Source organism: Geobacillus genomosp. 3, assembly GCF_000445995.2.
Lineage (GTDB): Bacteria > Bacillota > Bacilli > Bacillales > Anoxybacillaceae > Geobacillus.
Genome location: NC_022080.4, coordinates 2379251 through 2396919, shown reverse-complemented (window position 1 = coordinate 2396919; position 17669 = coordinate 2379251). Strand labels below are relative to the sequence as shown.

Here is a 17669-nt window from a genome sequence, read left to right as displayed (position 1 = left end):
CCTCGGAAGTAAACTATTTTTTTCTCTTTTCTTTCATGGATGAAAGGTGATTGACGAATGAATCGGCGACGACGGGAAACGATTATCCGGGAAATTGAATATTGGAAACGTTCACGCCTTCTGCCAGAACAATATTGCGATTACTTGCTTGCCCTCTATACGGAAGGCGATGGTCGCCCACGCAGCCGCCAGCGGCCCGGTTCGCTTGCTGCCGGTCTTTGTTTATTGTTGCCAGCCGCCGCTCTTGCCATTTATTTTACTGAATTGTCATTCGTTTTGCAAACGCTCCTTTTGTCCCTTTTTTTGTCTGTTTGCCTGTTGCTCGTTTGGCGATGGCGGAAAGAACGGCAGCTCCTTCATTTTCCGCTGATCGGCAGTGCATGGCTGTTATTGATGGGGACAGTCGCCGGCAGCAGCTATTATTTTCCCGGCCAGAGCGGTGCGCTTACGGTTGCGGTGCTGGCCAACTGTGCCGCTTGGCTTGCTGTCGGCCACCTGTTTCGTCTCCATTATTTTTCTCTCGCTGCCGCTGTCGGGGGAGTGCTTACAGCGGTGATCGTTTGGTGGCAATGAAGCCGGTTGTTTCCGTTTTGGAAACTTAGGGCTTTTCCTTGTCCATTATTTACAGTAAAATAAAAGTGTTTGCAGTGTTCTTGATCATACATAAGGGAGGTAAAAAAGATGAACCGCAATCCGCTCATCCCGTTTTTCATCATCATGGCGTTCGGGATTGTACTAACGTTCGTCTTGTCGTTCAAAGGGCTAGGCGATGCGAAAGAGATGGCTGAAGAGAAAAAAGGCGGCGAAAAAACGGAACAAGCCGCGGAATTCAATCCGGAGCAGTTTTATCAACAAACGTGTGCCAGCTGCCACGGCCAAAGCTATGAAGGCGGCGTCGGTCCGGCGTTAAAAGGAGTTGGCGAACGGCTGTCGGCCGACCAAATTAAAGACGTTCTCCAAAACGGCCGCGGCGGCATGCCGGGCGGGTTGGTGCCGGCTGACAACCTCGATGCGATGACGAAATGGCTGGCCGGCTTAAAATAATGATGATTGGCGTCCCTTTGCCTTTGGCGAAGGGATGTTTTATCATTTCGAACCGGGCAGCTCCTTGCTTTTTCGTGTGAGCATACATAGGAGAACGTTCGAGTAGTACAATAAAGGGGCATGAAATTGGAAAAAGAAAGGAGGGGAATGCGGGCCGCCTTCGTATGGCAGCTTAGGGAAGGTTGGTTTCGTTATTAAGGAATCATGAACGAATTTCACCTATCAAAACGGCTTGAAACGGTCGCTTCCTTCATCCCGAAAGGGGCGGTGCTCGCTGATATCGGTTCGGATCACGCCTATTTGCCTTGTTATGCCTGCTTGCGCGGCTATGCGTCCAAAGCCATTGCCGGCGAAGTGGCGGATGGACCGCTCCGCTCAGCACGGCAGCAAGTGGAAAAGTCCGGGCTTTCCCATCTCATTTCCGTGCGCAAGGGGGACGGGCTGGCCGTCATCGACCACGGGGAAGTGGATTGCATCACGATCGCCGGCATGGGCGGTGCTCTTATTGCCCGTATTTTAGACGAGGGGGAAGAAAAGCTGACCGGCGTAAAACGGCTCATTTTGCAGCCGAACATCGGGGCCGAGCTTGTCCGCCGCTGGCTTCTTGACCACGGGTGGGAGCTGACGGCTGAGCGCATTTTGAAAGAGGACGGGCAAATTTACGAAGTGCTTGTCGCCGAGCGCGGCGACGCCCGACGACCGTATCGCCATTTGGAGGCGGAACTGCTTTTAGGCCCGTTTTTGCGCCAAGAAAACAGTGAGGTGTTCCGTGAAAAATGGCAGCGTGAACTCCGGCATTGGAAGCGGATTATCGCTGATTTAGCGGAAAAGGGAGAAAGTGAAGCGGCGCGGGAGAAAAAGCGCGAACTGGAGAAAAAAGTCCAATTGGTAGAGGAGGCGTTGCTATGAGCCGCATTCCGTACGGCTACGAGGTTATTCAGCTTGTCGAACAGCTCGCTCCGAAACCGTTAGCCATGGAGGGAGACCGGATCGGCCTGCAAATCGGGACGTTGAACAAGCCGGTCAAAAAAGTCATGGTCGCCCTTGACGTGCTTGAAGACGTTGTCGCCGAAGCTGTCGATCAACAGGTCGATTTAATTATCGCTCACCATCCGCCGCTATATCGTCCGCTGCAGCAGCTATTGACCGATGACGGGCACGGACGGATGATCGCGGCATGCGTCAAGCATGACATTGCCGTGTATGCTGCTCATACGAACTTGGATGTCGCTTTTGGCGGATTGAACGACTGGCTCGCCGAAGCGCTCGGTCTGAATGAAACGGACGTGCTTGTGCCAACCTATACGGAAGCGTTGAAAAAGCTTGTCGTCTATGTTCCGGTGAGCCACGCTGAGGCGGTGCGGACGGCCGTAGGGGATGCCGGCGCCGGCCATATTGGCCGTTACAGTCATTGTACGTTCAACAGCCGCGGCATCGGAACGTTTTTGCCGGAAGAAGGGGCCGAGCCGTTTATCGGTGAGCAAGGGCGGCTTGAAGAAGTGGAGGAAGTGCGCATCGAGACGATCGTTCCTGCTTCGTTGGAAAGTCAAGTAATGGAGGCGATGCTCGCCGCTCATCCGTATGAGGAAGTAGCGTATGACATCTATCCGCTTGACAATGAAGGGCGCCGCTTCGGGCTCGGGCGCATCGGCCGGCTGCCGCAGCCGGTGACGCTGCGTGCCTTTGCCGAACAAGTGAAAACGGCATTTTCTATCCCGGCGGTCCGCGTTGTCGGCCGGTTGGATGATCTTGTGCAGACGGTGGCGGTGCTTGGTGGGGACGGAAACAAGTTTGTTGCTGCCGCCGCATCGGCCGGTGCCGACGTGTATGTGACCGGGGATGTGTATTATCATACCGCCCACGATGCTCAGGCGCTCGGTCTCCATCTCGTCGACCCAGGCCATAACGTTGAAAAAGTCATGAAACAAGGCGTTGCCCGCTATCTAACCGCCGAGCTCGCGAAGCGGCAGTGGGAAACAGACGTAATCGCCTCCAGCGTCCATACCGATCCGTTTCAGTTCATCTAAGCGACAAACGAAAAAGGCTGTCCTGCAAGCGGGTCAACCGTTTGTCCAGGATAGCCTCCGTTTATGAACGAGATTGTCACTCTTCTTTCTTTGTTTTCACCTTCGGCAAGATTTTTTGCAGCGGCACTTTCCGTTCTTGTTGCCATGTTGCCGGGTCGTTCGGATCGAATTGCTCCAGAAAGTCGATCACTTCTTTCGTGATCGGTGTCGGGGTGGAAGCGCCGGCGGTGACCGCCACCTTTTTCGCCTTTTTAATCCAATTGATATCAATTTCCGTTACATCGGCGATGCGGTATGCTTTCGTGCCGGCAATCTCTTCGGACACTTGGGCAAGACGGTTCGAATTGTTGCTGCGCGGGTCGCCAACAACGATCGTCACGTCGGCTTGCTTCGCTTGTTCGGCAACCGCTTCTTGGCGAAGCTGGGTCGCGAGACAAATTTCTTTATGCATTTCCACGTGCGGGTATTTTTCCTTCACTTTCGCCATAATATCAGCGACATCCCATTGGCTCATCGTCGTTTGGTTGGTGACCATGAGACGCTCGTTTTTGAGAGAAAGCCGCTCGACATCATCGGGCGTTTCGACGAGATGAATGCGCTCGGGATTGATGCCAACTGCTCCTTCCGGTTCCGGATGCCCTTTTTTGCCGATATAGATAATATCGTAGCCATCAGCGAGTTTTTGTTCGATGAGCCGGTGCGTTTTCGTCACGTCCGGACATGTCGCATCGATTGTCACCAACCCTTTTTCGAGCGCCCGTTTTTTCACCTCCGGCGACACGCCATGGGCGGTGAAAATCACGGTACCCCGGTCGATTTTTTCCAAAATTTCAAGCCGATTTTCCCCGTCAAGCGTAATGATGCCCTCTTCAGCAAATGCGTCTGTGACGTGCTTATTATGGACGATCATGCCGAGGATGTAAATCGGCCGCGGCAATGACGGGTCTAACGCCGCATTGCGGGCGATGACCATCGCATCAACAACCCCATAGCAATACCCACGCGGGGTAATTTTAATCACTTCCATCGTTTTCCCTCCCTGCCGCCGACCGTGCGGCGGTTTTCACTTTCCATTATATCGGAGAGAAGAGGAGAAGACAAAGAATATCCGCCCCAAACGGCAAACATGGCCAGGGCGGGAGAGAGGCTAGATATACAGTTTCGGAGTCGATGGTCTCGGCGCGGCCGGCGTCTGTTTTTCCCGCGGCTCCTCGCGCTTGGCCTGCGGAACGGTGCGCTTTTTGACTGCCTGCGCGGCCGGTTTTTGCTTCGCTTCTTTTGCTGGTGCGCTTTTTGCCGGCTTTGTTTCCCCCTCTTCTTCATCGGCCGGCTTCAGCTCGCGGAAAATGCGGATCATGGCGGGAAGATTACGGATGAGCGGACCATATTGTTGCACCATTGGCATAACATTTTGCGCAATGCCGAGCATTTTTTGCACGTTATTTAACATGCCGATGAATCCGCCGCTTGTGTTCGCCGCCGTGGTGGCATTGGCTGCCGTATTTTGCAACAGCGGCAATCCCCACGGGGACGGAGCGGCGAACGGCGCCTGTCCGCGCGAAAACAAACGGGCTAGCAGACCGCCTCCGCTGCCAGGGCGGGGGACGCCGGCGGGCATGCGGGCGAACGGGGCGGGCGGCGTGCCGGTGAAAGGGGACGGCATCATCGGGGGTCGGCCGTATCTCATGGCACTCATGGCAGTTGCCTCCTTTCTGTTATGTGGATGAACAATCGTCCTCGTTCATAAAATATGCGGGCAAGACGGGAAAGGTTTTTCCTGCTGTTTTTGTCTTTAGTTGCAGCCGTCCGTCGACATTCGCTATAATGGTGAAGCGAACGAGGCGGCGCATGCAGAAGGGAGTTGTGGATTAATGGCGGAAACGCAGTTTACCCGTTTTTCGTTTCAACCGTTTATCATCGAAGCCATTCAAGCGCTTCGTTTTTATAAACCAACGGAAATTCAAGAACGCATCATTCCGGGGGCGTTGCGCGGCGAAAGCATGGTCGGTCAGTCGCAAACCGGGACGGGAAAAACACATGCTTATTTATTGCCAATCATCGAAAAGATCGCCCCGGAGCGTGCGGAAGTACAGGCGGTCATCACAGCACCGACGCGCGAGTTGGCAACGCAAATTTATCATGAAACGTTAAAGATCACGAAATTTTGCCCGAAAGACCGGACGATTGTTGCTCGCTGCTTCATCGGCGGGACGGATAAGCAAAAAGCGCTCGAAAAGCTCCATGTGCAGCCGCACATTGTCATCGGCACCCCGGGGCGCATTAACGATTTCATTCGCGAGCAGGCGCTTGATGTGCATACGGCGCGCACCCTTGTCGTCGATGAAGCCGATTTAATGCTCGATATGGGCTTCATCACCGACGTTGACCAAATTGCCGCTCGAATGCCAAAAGAGTTGCAAATGCTCGTCTTTTCGGCGACGATTCCAGAAAAGCTGAAGCCGTTTTTGAAAAAATATATGGAAAACCCGACATTCGTCCAGATTGAGCCGAAACAAGCGGCGAATGAAAACATTGAGCATGTGCTCATTCCACTGCGCGGGCGCGAAAAAGTCAAGCTCCTTTACGATGTGCTTGTCAGCTACAATCCGTATTTAGCTATTGTGTTCGTTAATACGAGAAAGAGGGCGGATGAAGTCGCCGACCTTCTTGCGGAGCAAGGGCTGAAAGTCGGTGTGCTGCATGGCGATTTGACCCCGCGCGAGCGAAAAAAGATGATGAACCAAATTCGCGAGCTCGAGTTTCAATACATGGTTGCCACCGACTTGGCTGCGCGCGGCATCGACATCGAAGGGGTCAGCCATGTCATCAACTATGAGCTGCCCGATGATTTGCAGTTTTATATTCACCGTGCCGGAAGGACGGCGCGCGCCGGCTATAGCGGCATTGCGGCCACCATTTACGAACCGGGCGATCAAGACGCGATTGCCAGATTGGAAAAAATGGGGATTTCATTTGTTCATCGCGATCTCGTGCGCGGCGAATGGAAGGAGCTTCCTCCGTGGAACCGGCGGGGCAAGCGGGCTGGCGAGAAGGAAGATGAACTGGCACCGGTGGTCGCTAGGCTGAAAAAGGCGAAGAAAGTGAAGCCGGGCTATAAGAAAAAGCTGCGTGCCGAGCTCGAGAGGAAGAAAAAGCGGCTTGACCGCTTCAAAAAATCGTAGCCTTTGCTCTGAACAAAAGAAAAAGGGAGAGAAGAAAATGTTAAAAATCGGTTCACACGTGTCGATGAGCGGCAAAAACATGTTGCTTGCTGCCAGTGAAGAAGCCGTTTCTTACGGGGCGAATACGTTTATGATTTACACCGGGGCGCCGCAAAACACGAGACGCAAAGCGATCGAGGAGCTGAATATCGAAGCCGGGCGAAAACATATGGCGGCGCACGGCATTGAGGAGATCGTCGTTCACGCCCCGTATATCATCAATATTGGAAACACGACAAACCGCGATACGTTTGCGCTTGGCGTTGATTTTTTGCGCGCCGAAATCGAGCGGACGGAAGCGATCGGGGCGAAACAACTTGTGTTGCACCCGGGCGCCCATGTCGGCGCCGGAGCCGAGGCCGGACTCCGGCAAATCATCCGCGGGCTGAACGAAGTGCTGACGCGCGGACAGACCGTGCAAATCGCGCTTGAAACGATGGCCGGCAAAGGGTCGGAATGCGGGCGCACGTTTGAAGAGCTGGCACATATTATCGATGGCGTCACCTATAATGACAAGCTATCCGTCTGCTTTGATACATGCCATACGCATGACGCCGGGTATGATATTGTGAACGACTTTGACGGTGTGCTTGACGAATTTGACCGCCTTATCGGTCTTGAGCGCTTGAAAGTGCTGCACATTAACGACAGCAAAAACCCGCGCGGCAGCCGCAAAGACCGCCACGAAAACATCGGTTTCGGCCATATCGGGTTTGCTGCGCTCAATTATATCGTCCATCATCCACAGTTGGAGGATATTCCAAAAATTTTAGAAACGCCGTATGTCGGCGAGGAGAAAAACAACAAAAAGCCGCCATACAAGCATGAAATTGCGATGCTTCGGGCACAGGCGTTTGACGATCAGTTGCGTGAGAAAATTGTGGCTGACGCGCAATAAAAAGGGCATTCCGCCCTTTTTATTTTTTTTGTACAAATTTTAAAAACAGTTCGTTTGCTTTTTTAGCGATTTCCGGCGAGGTGATTTTCGCCAGCTCGCGCACCCATTTTTTCCGCTCTTGCGGGTCGAAGACGTTAATGTCATTCGTTCGAGCGAGATGAAGAATTTTTTTTGCCTGACTGACTGTAATTGGCAATCCGTAATCTTGGCTGTACGCAACGAGTTCTTCCGGGGTGATCGTTTTTAACTTTTGTTTCACGAGCTGTTGGTAAAGGTTCATGGCAGCCCCCTCCTTGTTTCTGTTCCATCATATGACGTGAACGGAAAAGGGGTGTATGGTATAATGGAAATGAAAGTAAAAGGGAAAGGGTGGGAGTTTGGCGACAAAACAGCATAAAAAAGAGCCGTTTAACCGCATATTGTACCGGATGGTGATGATCGCCATCGGCGCCGCATTGGCGGCATTTGCTATTGAGCGGTTGCTCGTTCCAAATAAAATGATCGATGGAGGCATTATCGGCGTATCGCTTATTCTTGATTATGTAATTCCCGATGAATGGCGGCTGCTCAATTTTGCCACGTTAGTCATCCTCTTGAATGCTCCGTTTATGTATTTCGGCTACAAACACATCGGCAAAACGTTTATGTGGTCGACAATTTTAGGCGTTGTCATCCTCGGGGGTGCTGAACGGGCGCTTCATCATTTTTCTCCGCTGACGACCGAGCCGATTTTAGCCACTGTTTTTGGCGGCTTGACGCTCGGGCTTGGCGTCGGGTTGATCATTCGCCATGGCGGATCATTGGATGGAACAGAAATTTTAGGGATTTTATTAACCAAAAAAATTCCGTTTTCCGTTGGCGAGTTCGTCATGTTTGTCAACGTGTTTATTTTCGGTTGGGCGGCGTTTGTGCTTGGGATCGAGCCGGCCATGTATTCGGTCATGACGTACTATATTGCTTCCAAAACGATCGACGCGGTCATCCAAGGGCTTGATGAAACGCGGGCTGCTTTTATTGTCACCGATCATTACGAGGAGGTTTCTGATGCCATTTTGCACCGCCTCGGCCGCGGGACGACGAAGTTGCTTGGCAAAGGCGGCTATACGGACGAGCAAAAAGAAATCATTTATGCCGTTGTGACGCGTCTGGAAGTGACAAAGTTAAAATCGATTGTGAATGAAATTGACCCGAGTGCATTCATTACGATTATGGCGACGCATGAAGTGCGCGGCGCTCGTTTTAAATCGGCCATTCATTAAGGTTTACAAAATGGGCATGATCGGCTATACTTGCACATGAGCATAAATCGTAACGATTCTGAATTAGTAGGGGAGAACGGCCATGGAAAACAGGCTTGTCGTGCAAATCGAGGATGTATCGTTCCGATACGAGAAAGAGGAAGTGCTTGAACACGTCCATTTGGCCGTGCCAAAAGGAGCGTTTTTAGGATTGGTGGGTCCGAATGGCTCGGGAAAGTCGACGCTGCTTAAATGTATGTTGGGGCTGCTAAAACCGGACCGCGGCCGCATTTTGCTGTTCGGTGAGCCAATCGAGTCGTTTCGGGCATGGCATCGGATCGGCTTTGTGTCGCAAAAAGCGAACAGCTTTAACCGCGGTTTCCCGGCGACCGTCGAGGAAGTGGCGGCAAGCGGGCTGACAGCCAAACGTGGCTTGTTCCGCCTGTTGACGAAAGAAGACCGCCGCGCGGTCGAAGCGGCGCTCGAGGCGGTTGGTTTGCGCGGCTTGGCGAAGCGCAATATCGGCGAGTTGTCAGGCGGCCAGCAACAGCGGGTGTTTATCGCCCGCGCGCTGGCGAGCAAGCCGGATTTGTTGATTTTAGACGAGCCAACTGTCGGCGTTGATGCCCGCCATGTGCACGAGTTTTATGAGCTGCTTGGCGATTTGAACCGCCGGGGGTTGACGCTTGTGCTCGTGACGCACGACATTGGGACGATTACAGAACGCGTCACCCATATCGCCTGCTTAAACAAACGTCTCTATTTTCATGGAAATGCCGAAGAGTTCGAACAGCTCGGCGACGAGACGATTTCCCGGTTTTACGGCCATCCGCTTCACGTTCTCTCCCACCGGCATTAACGAACGAAACGAAAACGGTTGATTGTGGAGGAATGACACGTGTGGGAAGCCTTATGGCAATATGAATTTTTGCGCAACGCGTTTTTGGCCGGTATTTTGACCGGATTTGCCGCGCCGCTGCTCGGGGTGTTTATCGTTGTTCGGCGGCTGTCGCTCATCGCGGATGCGCTAAGTCATGTGACGCTTGCTGGCATCGCCGCCGGGCTGCTGCTTGGGAAATCGATGCCGGCCGCCGCTGGTTGGAATCCGCTTTACATTGGAATGGGCTTTTCCGTTGTCGGCTCGCTGCTTATTGAGAAGTTGCGCGCTGTTTACCGTCATTATGAAGAGCTCGCCATTCCGATTATTTTATCGACCGGCATTGGGTTGAGCGTCATTTTGATTTCGATCGCTAACGGATTTAATACCGATTTGTTTTCATATTTGTTTGGCAGTGTCAGCGCTGTGAGCAGCACTGACGTTTGGGCGGCGTCCGCTGTCGCTGTGATTGCCGCCACCGTCATTTTCGCATTTTATAAGGAGCTGTTTCTTCTTTCCTTTGATGAAGAGTACGCCCGCGTCTCCGGCGTTCGCGCCAAGTTCATTCACTTTTTGTTCATTGTGCTTGTCGCTCTCGTCATCGCGGCGTCGATGCGCATTGTCGGTGTGCTCCTCGTTTCTTCGCTCATGACGCTGCCGGTGGCGGCGAGCATTCGTATCGCCAAAAGTTTTAAACAGGCGATCGCATTTTCCATTATCTTCGGGGAGCTGGCGGTGATCGTCGGGCTGTTGGCAGCGTACGAGCTCAATTGGGCGCCAGGCGGGACAATCGTCATGTTGGCCGTTGCCATCTTGCTTCTCGTATTGGGATGGAAAAAATGGAAAAGGGGACGGTAGTGATGAATATCGGCGAAGCGTTGCAGTTAATGAAAGAAAAGGGATTTAAATATACTGAAAAACGGAAACAAATGCTTGAGCTGTTTGCCGACCGCGATAAATACTTGACCGCGAAAGAGGTGCTTGAAGCGCTTCGCCCTACGTATCCGGGCTTAAGCTTTGACACCGTGTACCGCAATTTATCGCTCTTTGCCGCGCTCGGCATTTTGGAAATGACCGAGCTGTCCGGTGAAAAACATTTCCGCTTTGTCTGTGATGCCCGCCGCCATCACCACCATTTTATTTGCATCCGGTGTGGGAAAACAAAGGATATTGACGTATGTCCAATGGACAAGATTGCCGCGCAGCTCGACGGCTATGAGATTGACGACCATAAATTTGAAATTTACGGCACGTGTCCGCAATGCCAAAAACATCTCCCATTATGAGGTGGGAGATGTTTTTTATGGCTGTAAACGCCGCTCTATTTCCCGCTTTGCTTCGAGCCAGTTTTTAATGCGGATAACGTTCTCCGGCAGCGGGCCTTGATTGTACGGGGTGTTGAATAAAAGGACCGGAATGCCGCATGTTTCCGCGATCTCGCAAGCGTTATCGTATTTGTCTTCAAAAAAGGCGGCCAGCTTGTATCGGCGGACGGCGGCGACTTTATCATGGGAACCGATCAGTTCAATATGGTGGTAATGAACGCCATGTCGCTGAAACCAACGCTCGGTGAGCTTGTACAAATGGCGGCCGCGGGCGCTGATGTAAAACAGCTCGTATTTGTCTTTCCAACTGTCGATTACCTCAAGTGCATAGCGGGCCAGGGGAGCGCGTTCATAAATGCCCGCTTCATTTTCCTCCATCCAGCGGTCCATTTCCTCTTCCGTTGCCCCGTATAGCGGCGCCAAATTGTACTGCGTAATGTCGCATAAGGCGAGCTGCTTGCCAAACGACTCATTTAAATACGGAATGAACGTGCTCGGACACGTAACCGTGCCGTCGATGTCGATTCCGAGCCGGTGCTTCATCGTTCCATCCCCCTTTTAGAAAATATTCACACTGATAATAATGACACCAGTTTCCCATACTAAGAATGCTCCTTACTTTAGGAAAGCGAGGGAAGCATATGGCAGATGACCGCGAGCGCACGTATAACGAAAGGTACGTGCAATCGATCGGAAAAGAGGAACCAGAGCGCAATTTCATGGAAGAAACAGCGGCGGAGGTCGCCGAACCGATCCGCCGCCGCGATGGGCGGGACGAAGAACGCGCTGGCGGTGCCGGGCTTGGATGGCTCGCCTTGGCGTTGTCCATCATCGCCTTGTTTATTTGGCCGATTTTGTTAGGGGCGGCCGGCATTATTGTCGGTTTTATCGCACGCCGGCGCGGAGCGGAAACGCTCGGGGCATGGGCCATCGGGATCGGCGTCATCGCCATTCTCGTCCGCCTGTTTATTATGCCGTTTTACACGTAAAAAAAGCGAGGGTGTCCCCAGTCGGGGACGCCCTTTTTTGCAGCCGTCCTTCGGGACGCGCCCTCGTTTACTCTGTGGCGCTGCCTTTAAGGGCAGCCTCTTTTTCCTTTTGTTTTGCAACATATTCCTCAGCCAGCTTGTCGACTTCTTTCTTTAGTTCTTCGACCATCTGCTCTTCCGGCACTTTGCGGACAATTTTGCCGTGGCGAAACAACAGGCCTTCACCGCGGGCGCCGGCAATGCCGATATCGGCTTCGCGCGCTTCGCCCGGGCCATTGACCGCGCAGCCGAGCACAGCCACTTTGATCGGCGCTTTGATTTTGGCGATATAGTCCTCGATTTCATTGGCGATGCTGATCAAGTCGATTTCAATCCGCCCGCACGTCGGGCAGGAAATGAGCGTCGCCGCATTGGACGACAGCCCAAACGTTTTTAAAATCTCGCGCGCCACTTTCACTTCTTCGACCGGATCGGCGCTTAAGGAAACGCGGATCGTATTGCCAATCCCTTTGCTTAAAATAGCGCCGAGTCCAACAGCGCTTTTGATCGTGCCAGAGAAAAGCGTCCCCGCCTCGGTAATGCCGACATGAAGCGGGTAGTCAAATGTGCGCGCCGCTTTTTCGTACGCTTCAATAGCGAGGCGCACATCAGATGCTTTTAACGAAACAATAATATCGTGGAAATCGAGTTCCTCCAAAATGCGGATATGGTATAAGGCGCTTTCGACCATGCCGTCGGCCGTCGGGTATCCGTATTTTTCCAAAATCCGTTTCTCAAGTGATCCGGCATTCACGCCGATGCGGATCGGTACGCCACGTTCTTTTGCAGCTTTGACGACCGCTTCGACTTTCTCCCGGCGTCCAATATTGCCCGGGTTGATGCGAATTTTATCGATGCCCCCCTCGATCGCTTTTAGCGCCAATTTATAGTCAAAATGAATGTCGGCGACAAGCGGGATGTTAATTCGTTTTTTAATCTCTGGTATGGCATCAGCCGCCCGCTCGTCCGGGCAGGCGACCCGGACAATTTGGCAGCCCGCTTCTTCAAGCCGGTGAATTTGGGCTACGGTCGCCTCGACATCGTGCGTCTTCGTCGTCGTCATGCTTTGGATAATCACTTCATTGCTGCCGCCGATCGTCAGCGGACCGACGCGGACGGGCCGCGTTTTTGAACGATGGATTATGTCACCCACGAACATTCGCTCCTTTAAACCAAATGCTGTTCTGCCCTAAGTTTATCAATAGTGACAATGCATTGACAAGAAATACACTACGCTTATTTTTTATATGTCGGGATTTTATATACTTTTCCAATTTGCAAGGCGGTTGCCTTTGTGCCGGGATTCAGCTTTTCAAAGTCGCGGATCAACGTTTCGATCGGCACGGGAAGCGGTCCTTGCTGTTCACGTTCGGCGATGGACAAAAGCGTGTCTCCGGCTTTGATTTTGACCGTCTTGTACGTGGGACTGCTGATCCCTTCTTCAGCGATCAGCGGCTCCGATGACGCCGGAAGTGTTCCAGTTGTCAGATCCCGGTAGGCGATATAGCCGACAAGGACAGCTATGCAAACAAGCAGCCACTTTTTCATGATTCCTCCACCGCTTTTTTTATGAAATGTATGCTTGTCCGCGTGAAATATGAGAACAATTCAAAAAAATTACAAAGTATTTACACGGGCTTAATAGTTGGCCGACATAATGGGAGAAGGAGGGGGACGAGCATGAAAAAAACACGAAGAGAGATGAAGTTGCAAAACCAGTTAATCATTTTATTTGTCGGCATTGTAGCCATCTCAGTTGGACTGGTTGGCGCAGTATCGTATGCGAAAGCCAAAAAGGAGACAATGCAAGCGATTGAGCAACGCCTTGAGCGGGAAACGGATATGATGTATGAACTGGTGCAAAACCTTTTATTTATGTACATAGGGGATCAAGAACAGTTTATGGAGCGGGTGAACGAGGGCGTCCGCAAGCAACAAGCCGAATTGATGCAAGATGGGGTGCCGGCTGAATTTTTTCTCGTTGCTGAAACGGTTCGCCCATTCTACATAAGCCGGCGCTCACAGCTTTTGCTTCCGGAGACGCTCACCGAACATATGAAAAAGAAAAGAAATGGGATTTCCTATGCCGTTATAAATGGAAAACCCGTGGTGCTAGATAAACTCAAACAAGCATAAAAATAGCCCTTGCATGAGGATCCCCTTAAAATGAAAGTGCAACCAACCATTAAAAAGGAGGATCCCTATGCAAGAGCACTTTCATTTTACTACAGATCGGGCCAAGATTCAAAAGCAATATGCCGCCATTTTCGTTTTTGTTTCTGCTCAACTTTCATGCATTCAGGTGCATCTTCATCGTCGAAATCGCCATTTGGTCAAGCAAGAGGACGCTGTCATCATCGCCATTCATCTTTTAGGAAAGCTGCTCGGTTTTACTTCTGAACGGGCGTGGCATCGTTTTGTCACGGGAAATTTGTTCACAAACGGCTCGTTTCTCGAACGTTCCCGGTATAACCGCCGCTGCCGGGCGCTTGGCTTCGCTATCAAATGGATCCGCCATGAGTTGGCAAAACGCGGCCAACATCATGCCTATGCCGTCGTGGACAGCTTGCCGCTCCCATTGTGCCATACGGCAAGAATGCATCGCGTCAAACGGTTTCAAGAGATCGCCGACATCGGGTATTGCGCTTCCAAAAAGCAATGGTACTACGGGTTGAAGCTGCACCTTCAAGTGACCGATCAAGGGCTGCCAATGGGGTATGTGGTGACGGAAGCATCTTGCCACGATCGAATCGCAGCCGAAAGCGTGATGACCCAAATTCCCCACCCGTATAACTTTGGGGACAAAGGATTTATTAGCCGTGACTTGCAAAAAAGGCTGTACGAAGAATACCAAATGGCGCTTTGGACTCCGTCTCGAAAAAACCAGAAACATCGTGCGTCTGAGACATGGGAGCAGTGGATCCAACAAAAACGCAAAGTGATCGAGACGGTGTTCTCGGTTCTGGTTGACCACTATCGCATCACGGGGATCCGAGCCAATTCGATTATCGGATTTGAAGTGGCACTAGACGGTATATTGTTAGCTTATTCCCTGGTTACACTTGGGCTAGTTGAGCGCTAAAGCTCAACTAGCACCACGGGTAAATGGAAAAGATTATACACTTGTTTACCGGAATATACAGGAATTAAAAGGAATCTATGTTATTGCTGTGCCTACAAGTTCATACATGACGGCTGTGCGCCAAATGGCTGTTTTTATTTTGGCGGCAACATTGATCAGCGCATGTGCGGCCTCATTGGTCATCATCGCGTTTGTCCGAACGGTGATAGCACCTATCGTCAGCCTTCAGCGAGCGATGAAAAAGGTGGCGAATGGAGATTTGAGCAGCGACCTGTCCATCATTTCCCGCACCCGGGAAATTCAATCGTTGTCCGCCAGTTTCCAACAGATGGTTCGCAATATGCGGGAGATGATTTATCGCATATCGGTTACAACAGAACAGCTTTCGGATAAAGGCGAGCAATTAAAAACAGTATCTAAAAAGACAGTGGAGAGTAATCAGGAATTAATGGAAGCAGTCGGAATGGTGAAAAGCGGTGCTGCGGAAACGGCATCTTCTTCAGACGCAACGATTACTTTCTTTCAGCGAATGAAAGAGGATATGGTGCAAGTCACTGACCAGATGGAGATGATCCAAGAAAGCTCCCAACATATGAATACGGCTGCTTTGGAAGGGGGAAGACAAATTAAGCAACTGACGCAGTCCATTCAGGCACTCGAGCAGGAAATTGCCCAAATGGCCGGCGCCGTCAAAAAGGTTGAGAGCTACTCATCGTCCGTTGCCAACATCGTGCAAGTGATTCGCACGATCGCCGAGCAAACGAAATATCTTTCTTTGAACGCAACGATTGAAGCGGCGAGAGCAGGAGAAGATGGAAAAGGGTTTGCTGTCGTGGCGAAAGAAATAAGGCGGTTAGCGGAGCAATCAGGAAAAGCGGTTGAGTCGATTGCGAAAACAACGGAAGAGATGGTCGATGTCATCATCGCGACAACGAAGCAAGGCATGCTCGTTTCCGAACGTTTTTCTACGTATATGCAGACAGCGTACCGCTCGAAATGTTCCCTCGAGGAATTGCTAAGGGAGATTGCAGTTGTGACAGAGAAGATCGAGGGTATGAAACGACATATGGGAGAGTTGGCAAATTCGGTTCCTCCGATGGAACAGGCAACCATTTCGTTCGTATCAACGGCCCAACAAACATTGGCAAGCGCTGAACAGATGCTTCATTCTTCCCACACACAAACAACAGATATGAAGGCGATGTATCGAATCGGGCTTGAGCTTATTGAGCTCGGCCAAACGTTGAGGCAAAGCGTGAAACAGTTTGAAACGGCCGGATAAAAAGCCGCCAAGGAACTCCTTGGCGGCTAGCTGTTTCGCTAGGCTGAGGCAGGAACTTCCTTCACCGCCAAAAAGAGAACGGCGAGCGAAACGAACCAATGAATAAACATGCCGTATGGCACGATCGTTTGGACGGCTTCCATCAAAGCAAAAAAGACGGTCGATAACGTAATGCCATAGGCTGACATGATCCATGTATGACGGTAGCGAAGCTTTTTGTCCAACATGCCGGCAAAAATAAGGCCGAAAAAAGCGAGCAGGCACACACTAATAAATTTTCCTGCACATGCGAGCACGTATAACACGAGCCCAAAAAGCGGAATGAGCACCGGCAGAAGCGACTGCAAGCTGGTGATAAACGCACGCACGTCTTCGTCAGTAATGACCACATCTGGAAATGCGGCATAGCTGTAATGTTGCGCCTGGTGGCTGGCAACGAGCACCGCTTCATTTTTCAACAACGCGATGGCGTTCGGAAACCGTTCCACTTCTTCTCTCGTCACTTCACCCGTGCTGTCAAAAATGATCGTAAACCCGCCTTGGTCAATATGGATCGGTTCAGCCGCCGCTGAGCGAAGCTCGCCGTTTTCAATCGAAAAAGGCGGCAAGTCGTCGCGCAACAAGGCGCCTGTTGTGCGGACACCTTCAACGAGCGATACGGAAGCATAGGACAAGGTTGGAAGGATGGATAAAAATGTAAGTAAAAACACATAGCCGATCGTTTTGCCGATTCCTTGAAAGCGGAAGCGGGCAATATCTTTGGGGGAGTACAAACTTTTCCAAATTTGGGTGAATACATTCATCATGGACACACCTTTCTTTTTCTCCATTTCCATTGTATATGCGGCGTCAACGGAATTCAACTTTGAGCGTTTTTTGGAAACCAGCAGGCAAGCAAATACATTGAAACATTGTGGTAATTTTGGTAAGCTAATTTTGGACGGGTGGTCAGCGCCCGCTTACATAATGAGGATAAAAGGAGGAGATTTGGATGCCATTTGAATTGCCGGCATTACCGTATGCGTATGATGCCTTGGAGCCGCACATCGATAAAGAAACGATGAACATCCATCACACGAAGCACCATAACACATATGTGACGAATTTGAATGCGGCGCTCGAAGGGCAGGCGGATTTGCAAAACAAATCGCTCGAAGAATTGCTCAGCAATTTGGAAGCCCTTCCGGAAAGCATCCGTACAGCGGTGCGCAACAACGGCGGCGGCCATGCGAACCATTCGCTTTTCTGGACGATTTTGTCGCCAAACGGCGGCGGCGAGCCGACAGGCGAACTCGCTGATGCCATCAACCAAAAATTCGGCAGCTTTGCCGCGTTTAAAGACGAATTTTCAAAAGCGGCGGCCGGCCGTTTCGGTTCCGGTTGGGCGTGGCTTGTCGTCAACAATGGCGAGTTGGAAATCACAAGCACGCCGAACCAAGATTCGCCGATCATGGAAGGCAAAACACCGATCCTTGGATTGGATGTTTGGGAGCATGCGTACTACTTGAAATACCAAAACCGTCGTCCGGAATACATTGCCGCGTTCTGGAACGTTGTCAATTGGGACGAAGTGGCGAAACGCTACAGTGAAGCAAAAGCGAAATAATGGATGAAGCGGGGCGAATCGATCGCCCCGCTTTTTGCTGA

At 51.5% G+C, this 17669-nt stretch carries 22 protein-coding genes; 15 read left to right on the top strand and 7 right to left on the bottom strand.

All coding sequences use genetic code 11. The features are described 5' to 3' along the window. Window positions 1-57 precede the first annotated feature (57 nt). From M493_RS11955 to M493_RS11940, 4 genes are all read left to right on the top strand, one after another. Entirely contained in the window at window positions 58-573 is a 516-nt protein-coding gene (locus tag M493_RS11955) for a membrane protein (protein WP_020960611.1), read from the top strand. Between the two features lie 108 nt (window positions 574-681). Continuing rightward, entirely contained in the window at window positions 682-1044 is a 363-nt protein-coding gene (gene cccA / locus M493_RS11950; RefSeq protein WP_020960610.1) for a cytochrome c550, read from the top strand. A 204-nt stretch (window positions 1045-1248) separates the two neighbouring features. After that, window positions 1249-1953, top strand: a complete 705-nt coding sequence (locus M493_RS11945; RefSeq protein WP_020960609.1) for a tRNA (adenine(22)-N(1))-methyltransferase — start codon at window positions 1249-1251, stop codon at window positions 1951-1953. Beyond that, entirely contained in the window at window positions 1950-3071 is a 1122-nt protein-coding gene (locus M493_RS11940) for a Nif3-like dinuclear metal center hexameric protein (RefSeq protein ID WP_020960608.1), read from the top strand. Before M493_RS11945 ends, M493_RS11940 begins: the two co-directional genes overlap by 4 nt. A 76-nt stretch (window positions 3072-3147) precedes the next feature. Here the strand turns inward: M493_RS11940 and M493_RS11935 are convergent, their stop codons facing one another. Further along, a complete protein-coding gene (locus M493_RS11935; protein ID WP_020960607.1) occupies window positions 3148-4098 on the bottom strand; it encodes a 4-hydroxy-3-methylbut-2-enyl diphosphate reductase in 951 nt (316 codons plus the stop codon). Window positions 4099-4218: 120 nt separating this feature from the next. Beyond that, on the bottom strand, window positions 4219-4758 hold the full coding sequence (gene vrrA / locus M493_RS11930; protein WP_041267967.1) for a VrrA/YqfQ family protein: 540 nt from the start codon (window positions 4756-4758) through the stop codon (window positions 4219-4221). 184 nt (window positions 4759-4942) lie between these two features. On the opposite strand from vrrA, the gene M493_RS11925 reads away from it, so the two are divergent. Both M493_RS11925 and M493_RS11920 read left to right on the top strand, forming a co-directional pair. After that, the gene (locus M493_RS11925) at window positions 4943-6253 is read left to right on the top strand and encodes a DEAD/DEAH box helicase (RefSeq protein ID WP_020960605.1); all 1311 of its coding nucleotides are present in this window, start codon (window positions 4943-4945) and stop codon (window positions 6251-6253) included. Window positions 6254-6290: 37 nt separating this feature from the next. After that, window positions 6291-7190, top strand: a complete 900-nt coding sequence (locus tag M493_RS11920) for a deoxyribonuclease IV (RefSeq protein ID WP_020960604.1) — start codon at window positions 6291-6293, stop codon at window positions 7188-7190. A 19-nt stretch (window positions 7191-7209) separates the two neighbouring features. On the opposite strand, the gene M493_RS11915 is transcribed toward M493_RS11920, so the two are convergent. Further along, window positions 7210-7470 (bottom strand): DUF2624 domain-containing protein, encoded by a 261-nt coding sequence (locus M493_RS11915; RefSeq protein WP_020960603.1) that lies wholly within the window; start codon window positions 7468-7470, stop codon window positions 7210-7212. Between the two features lie 97 nt (window positions 7471-7567). Between M493_RS11915 and M493_RS11910 the strand changes: the two genes are divergently transcribed. From M493_RS11910 to M493_RS11895, 4 genes are all read left to right on the top strand, one after another. Beyond that, a complete protein-coding gene (locus tag M493_RS11910) occupies window positions 7568-8449 on the top strand; it encodes a YitT family protein (protein WP_020960602.1) in 882 nt (293 codons plus the stop codon). Window positions 8450-8531: 82 nt separating this feature from the next. Then, complete coding sequence (locus M493_RS11905; RefSeq protein ID WP_020960601.1) at window positions 8532-9287, top strand: metal ABC transporter ATP-binding protein; 756 nt, start codon at window positions 8532-8534, stop codon at window positions 9285-9287. A gap of 39 nt (window positions 9288-9326) precedes the next feature. Continuing rightward, window positions 9327-10163, top strand: a complete 837-nt coding sequence (locus M493_RS11900; protein ID WP_020960600.1) for a metal ABC transporter permease — start codon at window positions 9327-9329, stop codon at window positions 10161-10163. Between the two features lie 2 nt (window positions 10164-10165). Next, window positions 10166-10591 carry a Fur family transcriptional regulator gene (locus M493_RS11895; protein WP_020960599.1) on the top strand — a complete coding sequence of 142 codons (426 nt, stop codon included), beginning with the start codon at window positions 10166-10168 and terminating at the stop codon, window positions 10589-10591. A gap of 15 nt (window positions 10592-10606) precedes the next feature. Here the strand turns inward: M493_RS11895 and M493_RS11890 are convergent, their stop codons facing one another. After that, entirely contained in the window at window positions 10607-11173 is a 567-nt protein-coding gene (locus tag M493_RS11890; protein ID WP_020960598.1) for a nucleotidase, read from the bottom strand. A 98-nt stretch (window positions 11174-11271) separates the two neighbouring features. Here M493_RS11890 and M493_RS11885 point away from each other — a divergent pair, with 98 nt between their 5' ends. Then, window positions 11272-11619, top strand: coding sequence for a hypothetical protein (locus tag M493_RS11885; protein ID WP_020960597.1), 348 nt, complete (start codon window positions 11272-11274; stop codon window positions 11617-11619). Between the two features lie 67 nt (window positions 11620-11686). Here M493_RS11885 and ispG read toward each other — a convergent pair whose 3' ends face one another. Both ispG and M493_RS11875 read right to left on the bottom strand, forming a co-directional pair. Then, a complete protein-coding gene (gene ispG, locus M493_RS11880; RefSeq protein WP_020960596.1) occupies window positions 11687-12811 on the bottom strand; it encodes a flavodoxin-dependent (E)-4-hydroxy-3-methylbut-2-enyl-diphosphate synthase in 1125 nt (374 codons plus the stop codon). An 83-nt stretch (window positions 12812-12894) separates the two neighbouring features. Beyond that, a complete protein-coding gene (locus M493_RS11875; RefSeq protein ID WP_020960595.1) occupies window positions 12895-13206 on the bottom strand; it encodes a LysM peptidoglycan-binding domain-containing protein in 312 nt (103 codons plus the stop codon). Window positions 13207-13338: 132 nt separating this feature from the next. Here M493_RS11875 and M493_RS11870 point away from each other — a divergent pair, with 132 nt between their 5' ends. The 3 genes from M493_RS11870 to M493_RS11860 all read left to right on the top strand — a co-directional run bounded on the left by M493_RS11870 (window position 13339) and on the right by M493_RS11860 (window position 16022). Then, complete coding sequence (locus tag M493_RS11870; protein WP_023817690.1) at window positions 13339-13794, top strand: hypothetical protein; 456 nt, start codon at window positions 13339-13341, stop codon at window positions 13792-13794. Between the two features lie 67 nt (window positions 13795-13861). Further along, a complete protein-coding gene (locus M493_RS11865; RefSeq protein ID WP_011230510.1) occupies window positions 13862-14740 on the top strand; it encodes an IS982 family transposase in 879 nt (292 codons plus the stop codon). Between the two features lie 124 nt (window positions 14741-14864). Further along, entirely contained in the window at window positions 14865-16022 is a 1158-nt protein-coding gene (locus tag M493_RS11860; protein ID WP_235183434.1) for a methyl-accepting chemotaxis protein, read from the top strand. Window positions 16023-16060: 38 nt separating this feature from the next. On the opposite strand, the gene M493_RS11855 is transcribed toward M493_RS11860, so the two are convergent. Then, complete coding sequence (locus tag M493_RS11855; protein WP_020960594.1) at window positions 16061-16825, bottom strand: DUF1189 domain-containing protein; 765 nt, start codon at window positions 16823-16825, stop codon at window positions 16061-16063. A 188-nt stretch (window positions 16826-17013) separates the two neighbouring features. On the opposite strand from M493_RS11855, the gene sodA reads away from it, so the two are divergent. Beyond that, complete coding sequence (sodA, locus tag M493_RS11845) at window positions 17014-17628, top strand: superoxide dismutase SodA (RefSeq protein WP_020960593.1); 615 nt, start codon at window positions 17014-17016, stop codon at window positions 17626-17628. Window positions 17629-17669: the final 41 nt, after the last annotated feature.

Coding starts and splice junctions, on each gene's coding strand:
- M493_RS11885 (WP_020960597.1), top strand. CDS start 11,272: ATGGCAGATGACCGCGAGCGCACGTATAACGAAAGGTACGTGCAATCG.
- M493_RS11865 (WP_011230510.1), top strand. CDS start 13,862: ATGCAAGAGCACTTTCATTTTACTACAGATCGGGCCAAGATTCAAAAG.
- M493_RS11905 (WP_020960601.1), top strand. CDS start 8,532: ATGGAAAACAGGCTTGTCGTGCAAATCGAGGATGTATCGTTCCGATAC.
- M493_RS11915 (WP_020960603.1), bottom strand. CDS start 7,470: ATGAACCTTTACCAACAGCTCGTGAAACAAAAGTTAAAAACGATCACC.
- M493_RS11860 (WP_235183434.1), top strand. CDS start 14,865: ATGGCTGTTTTTATTTTGGCGGCAACATTGATCAGCGCATGTGCGGCC.
- M493_RS11945 (WP_020960609.1), top strand. CDS start 1,249: ATGAACGAATTTCACCTATCAAAACGGCTTGAAACGGTCGCTTCCTTC.
- vrrA (WP_041267967.1), bottom strand. CDS start 4,758: ATGAGATACGGCCGACCCCCGATGATGCCGTCCCCTTTCACCGGCACG.
- M493_RS11875 (WP_020960595.1), bottom strand. CDS start 13,206: ATGAAAAAGTGGCTGCTTGTTTGCATAGCTGTCCTTGTCGGCTATATC.
- M493_RS11925 (WP_020960605.1), top strand. CDS start 4,943: ATGGCGGAAACGCAGTTTACCCGTTTTTCGTTTCAACCGTTTATCATC.
- M493_RS11870 (WP_023817690.1), top strand. CDS start 13,339: ATGAAAAAAACACGAAGAGAGATGAAGTTGCAAAACCAGTTAATCATT.
- M493_RS11920 (WP_020960604.1), top strand. CDS start 6,291: ATGTTAAAAATCGGTTCACACGTGTCGATGAGCGGCAAAAACATGTTG.
- M493_RS11890 (WP_020960598.1), bottom strand. CDS start 11,173: ATGAAGCACCGGCTCGGAATCGACATCGACGGCACGGTTACGTGTCCG.
- cccA (WP_020960610.1), top strand. CDS start 682: ATGAACCGCAATCCGCTCATCCCGTTTTTCATCATCATGGCGTTCGGG.
- M493_RS11895 (WP_020960599.1), top strand. CDS start 10,166: ATGAATATCGGCGAAGCGTTGCAGTTAATGAAAGAAAAGGGATTTAAA.
- M493_RS11955 (WP_020960611.1), top strand. CDS start 58: ATGAATCGGCGACGACGGGAAACGATTATCCGGGAAATTGAATATTGG.
- M493_RS11855 (WP_020960594.1), bottom strand. CDS start 16,825: ATGAATGTATTCACCCAAATTTGGAAAAGTTTGTACTCCCCCAAAGAT.
- sodA (WP_020960593.1), top strand. CDS start 17,014: ATGCCATTTGAATTGCCGGCATTACCGTATGCGTATGATGCCTTGGAG.
- M493_RS11940 (WP_020960608.1), top strand. CDS start 1,950: ATGAGCCGCATTCCGTACGGCTACGAGGTTATTCAGCTTGTCGAACAG.
- M493_RS11935 (WP_020960607.1), bottom strand. CDS start 4,098: ATGGAAGTGATTAAAATTACCCCGCGTGGGTATTGCTATGGGGTTGTT.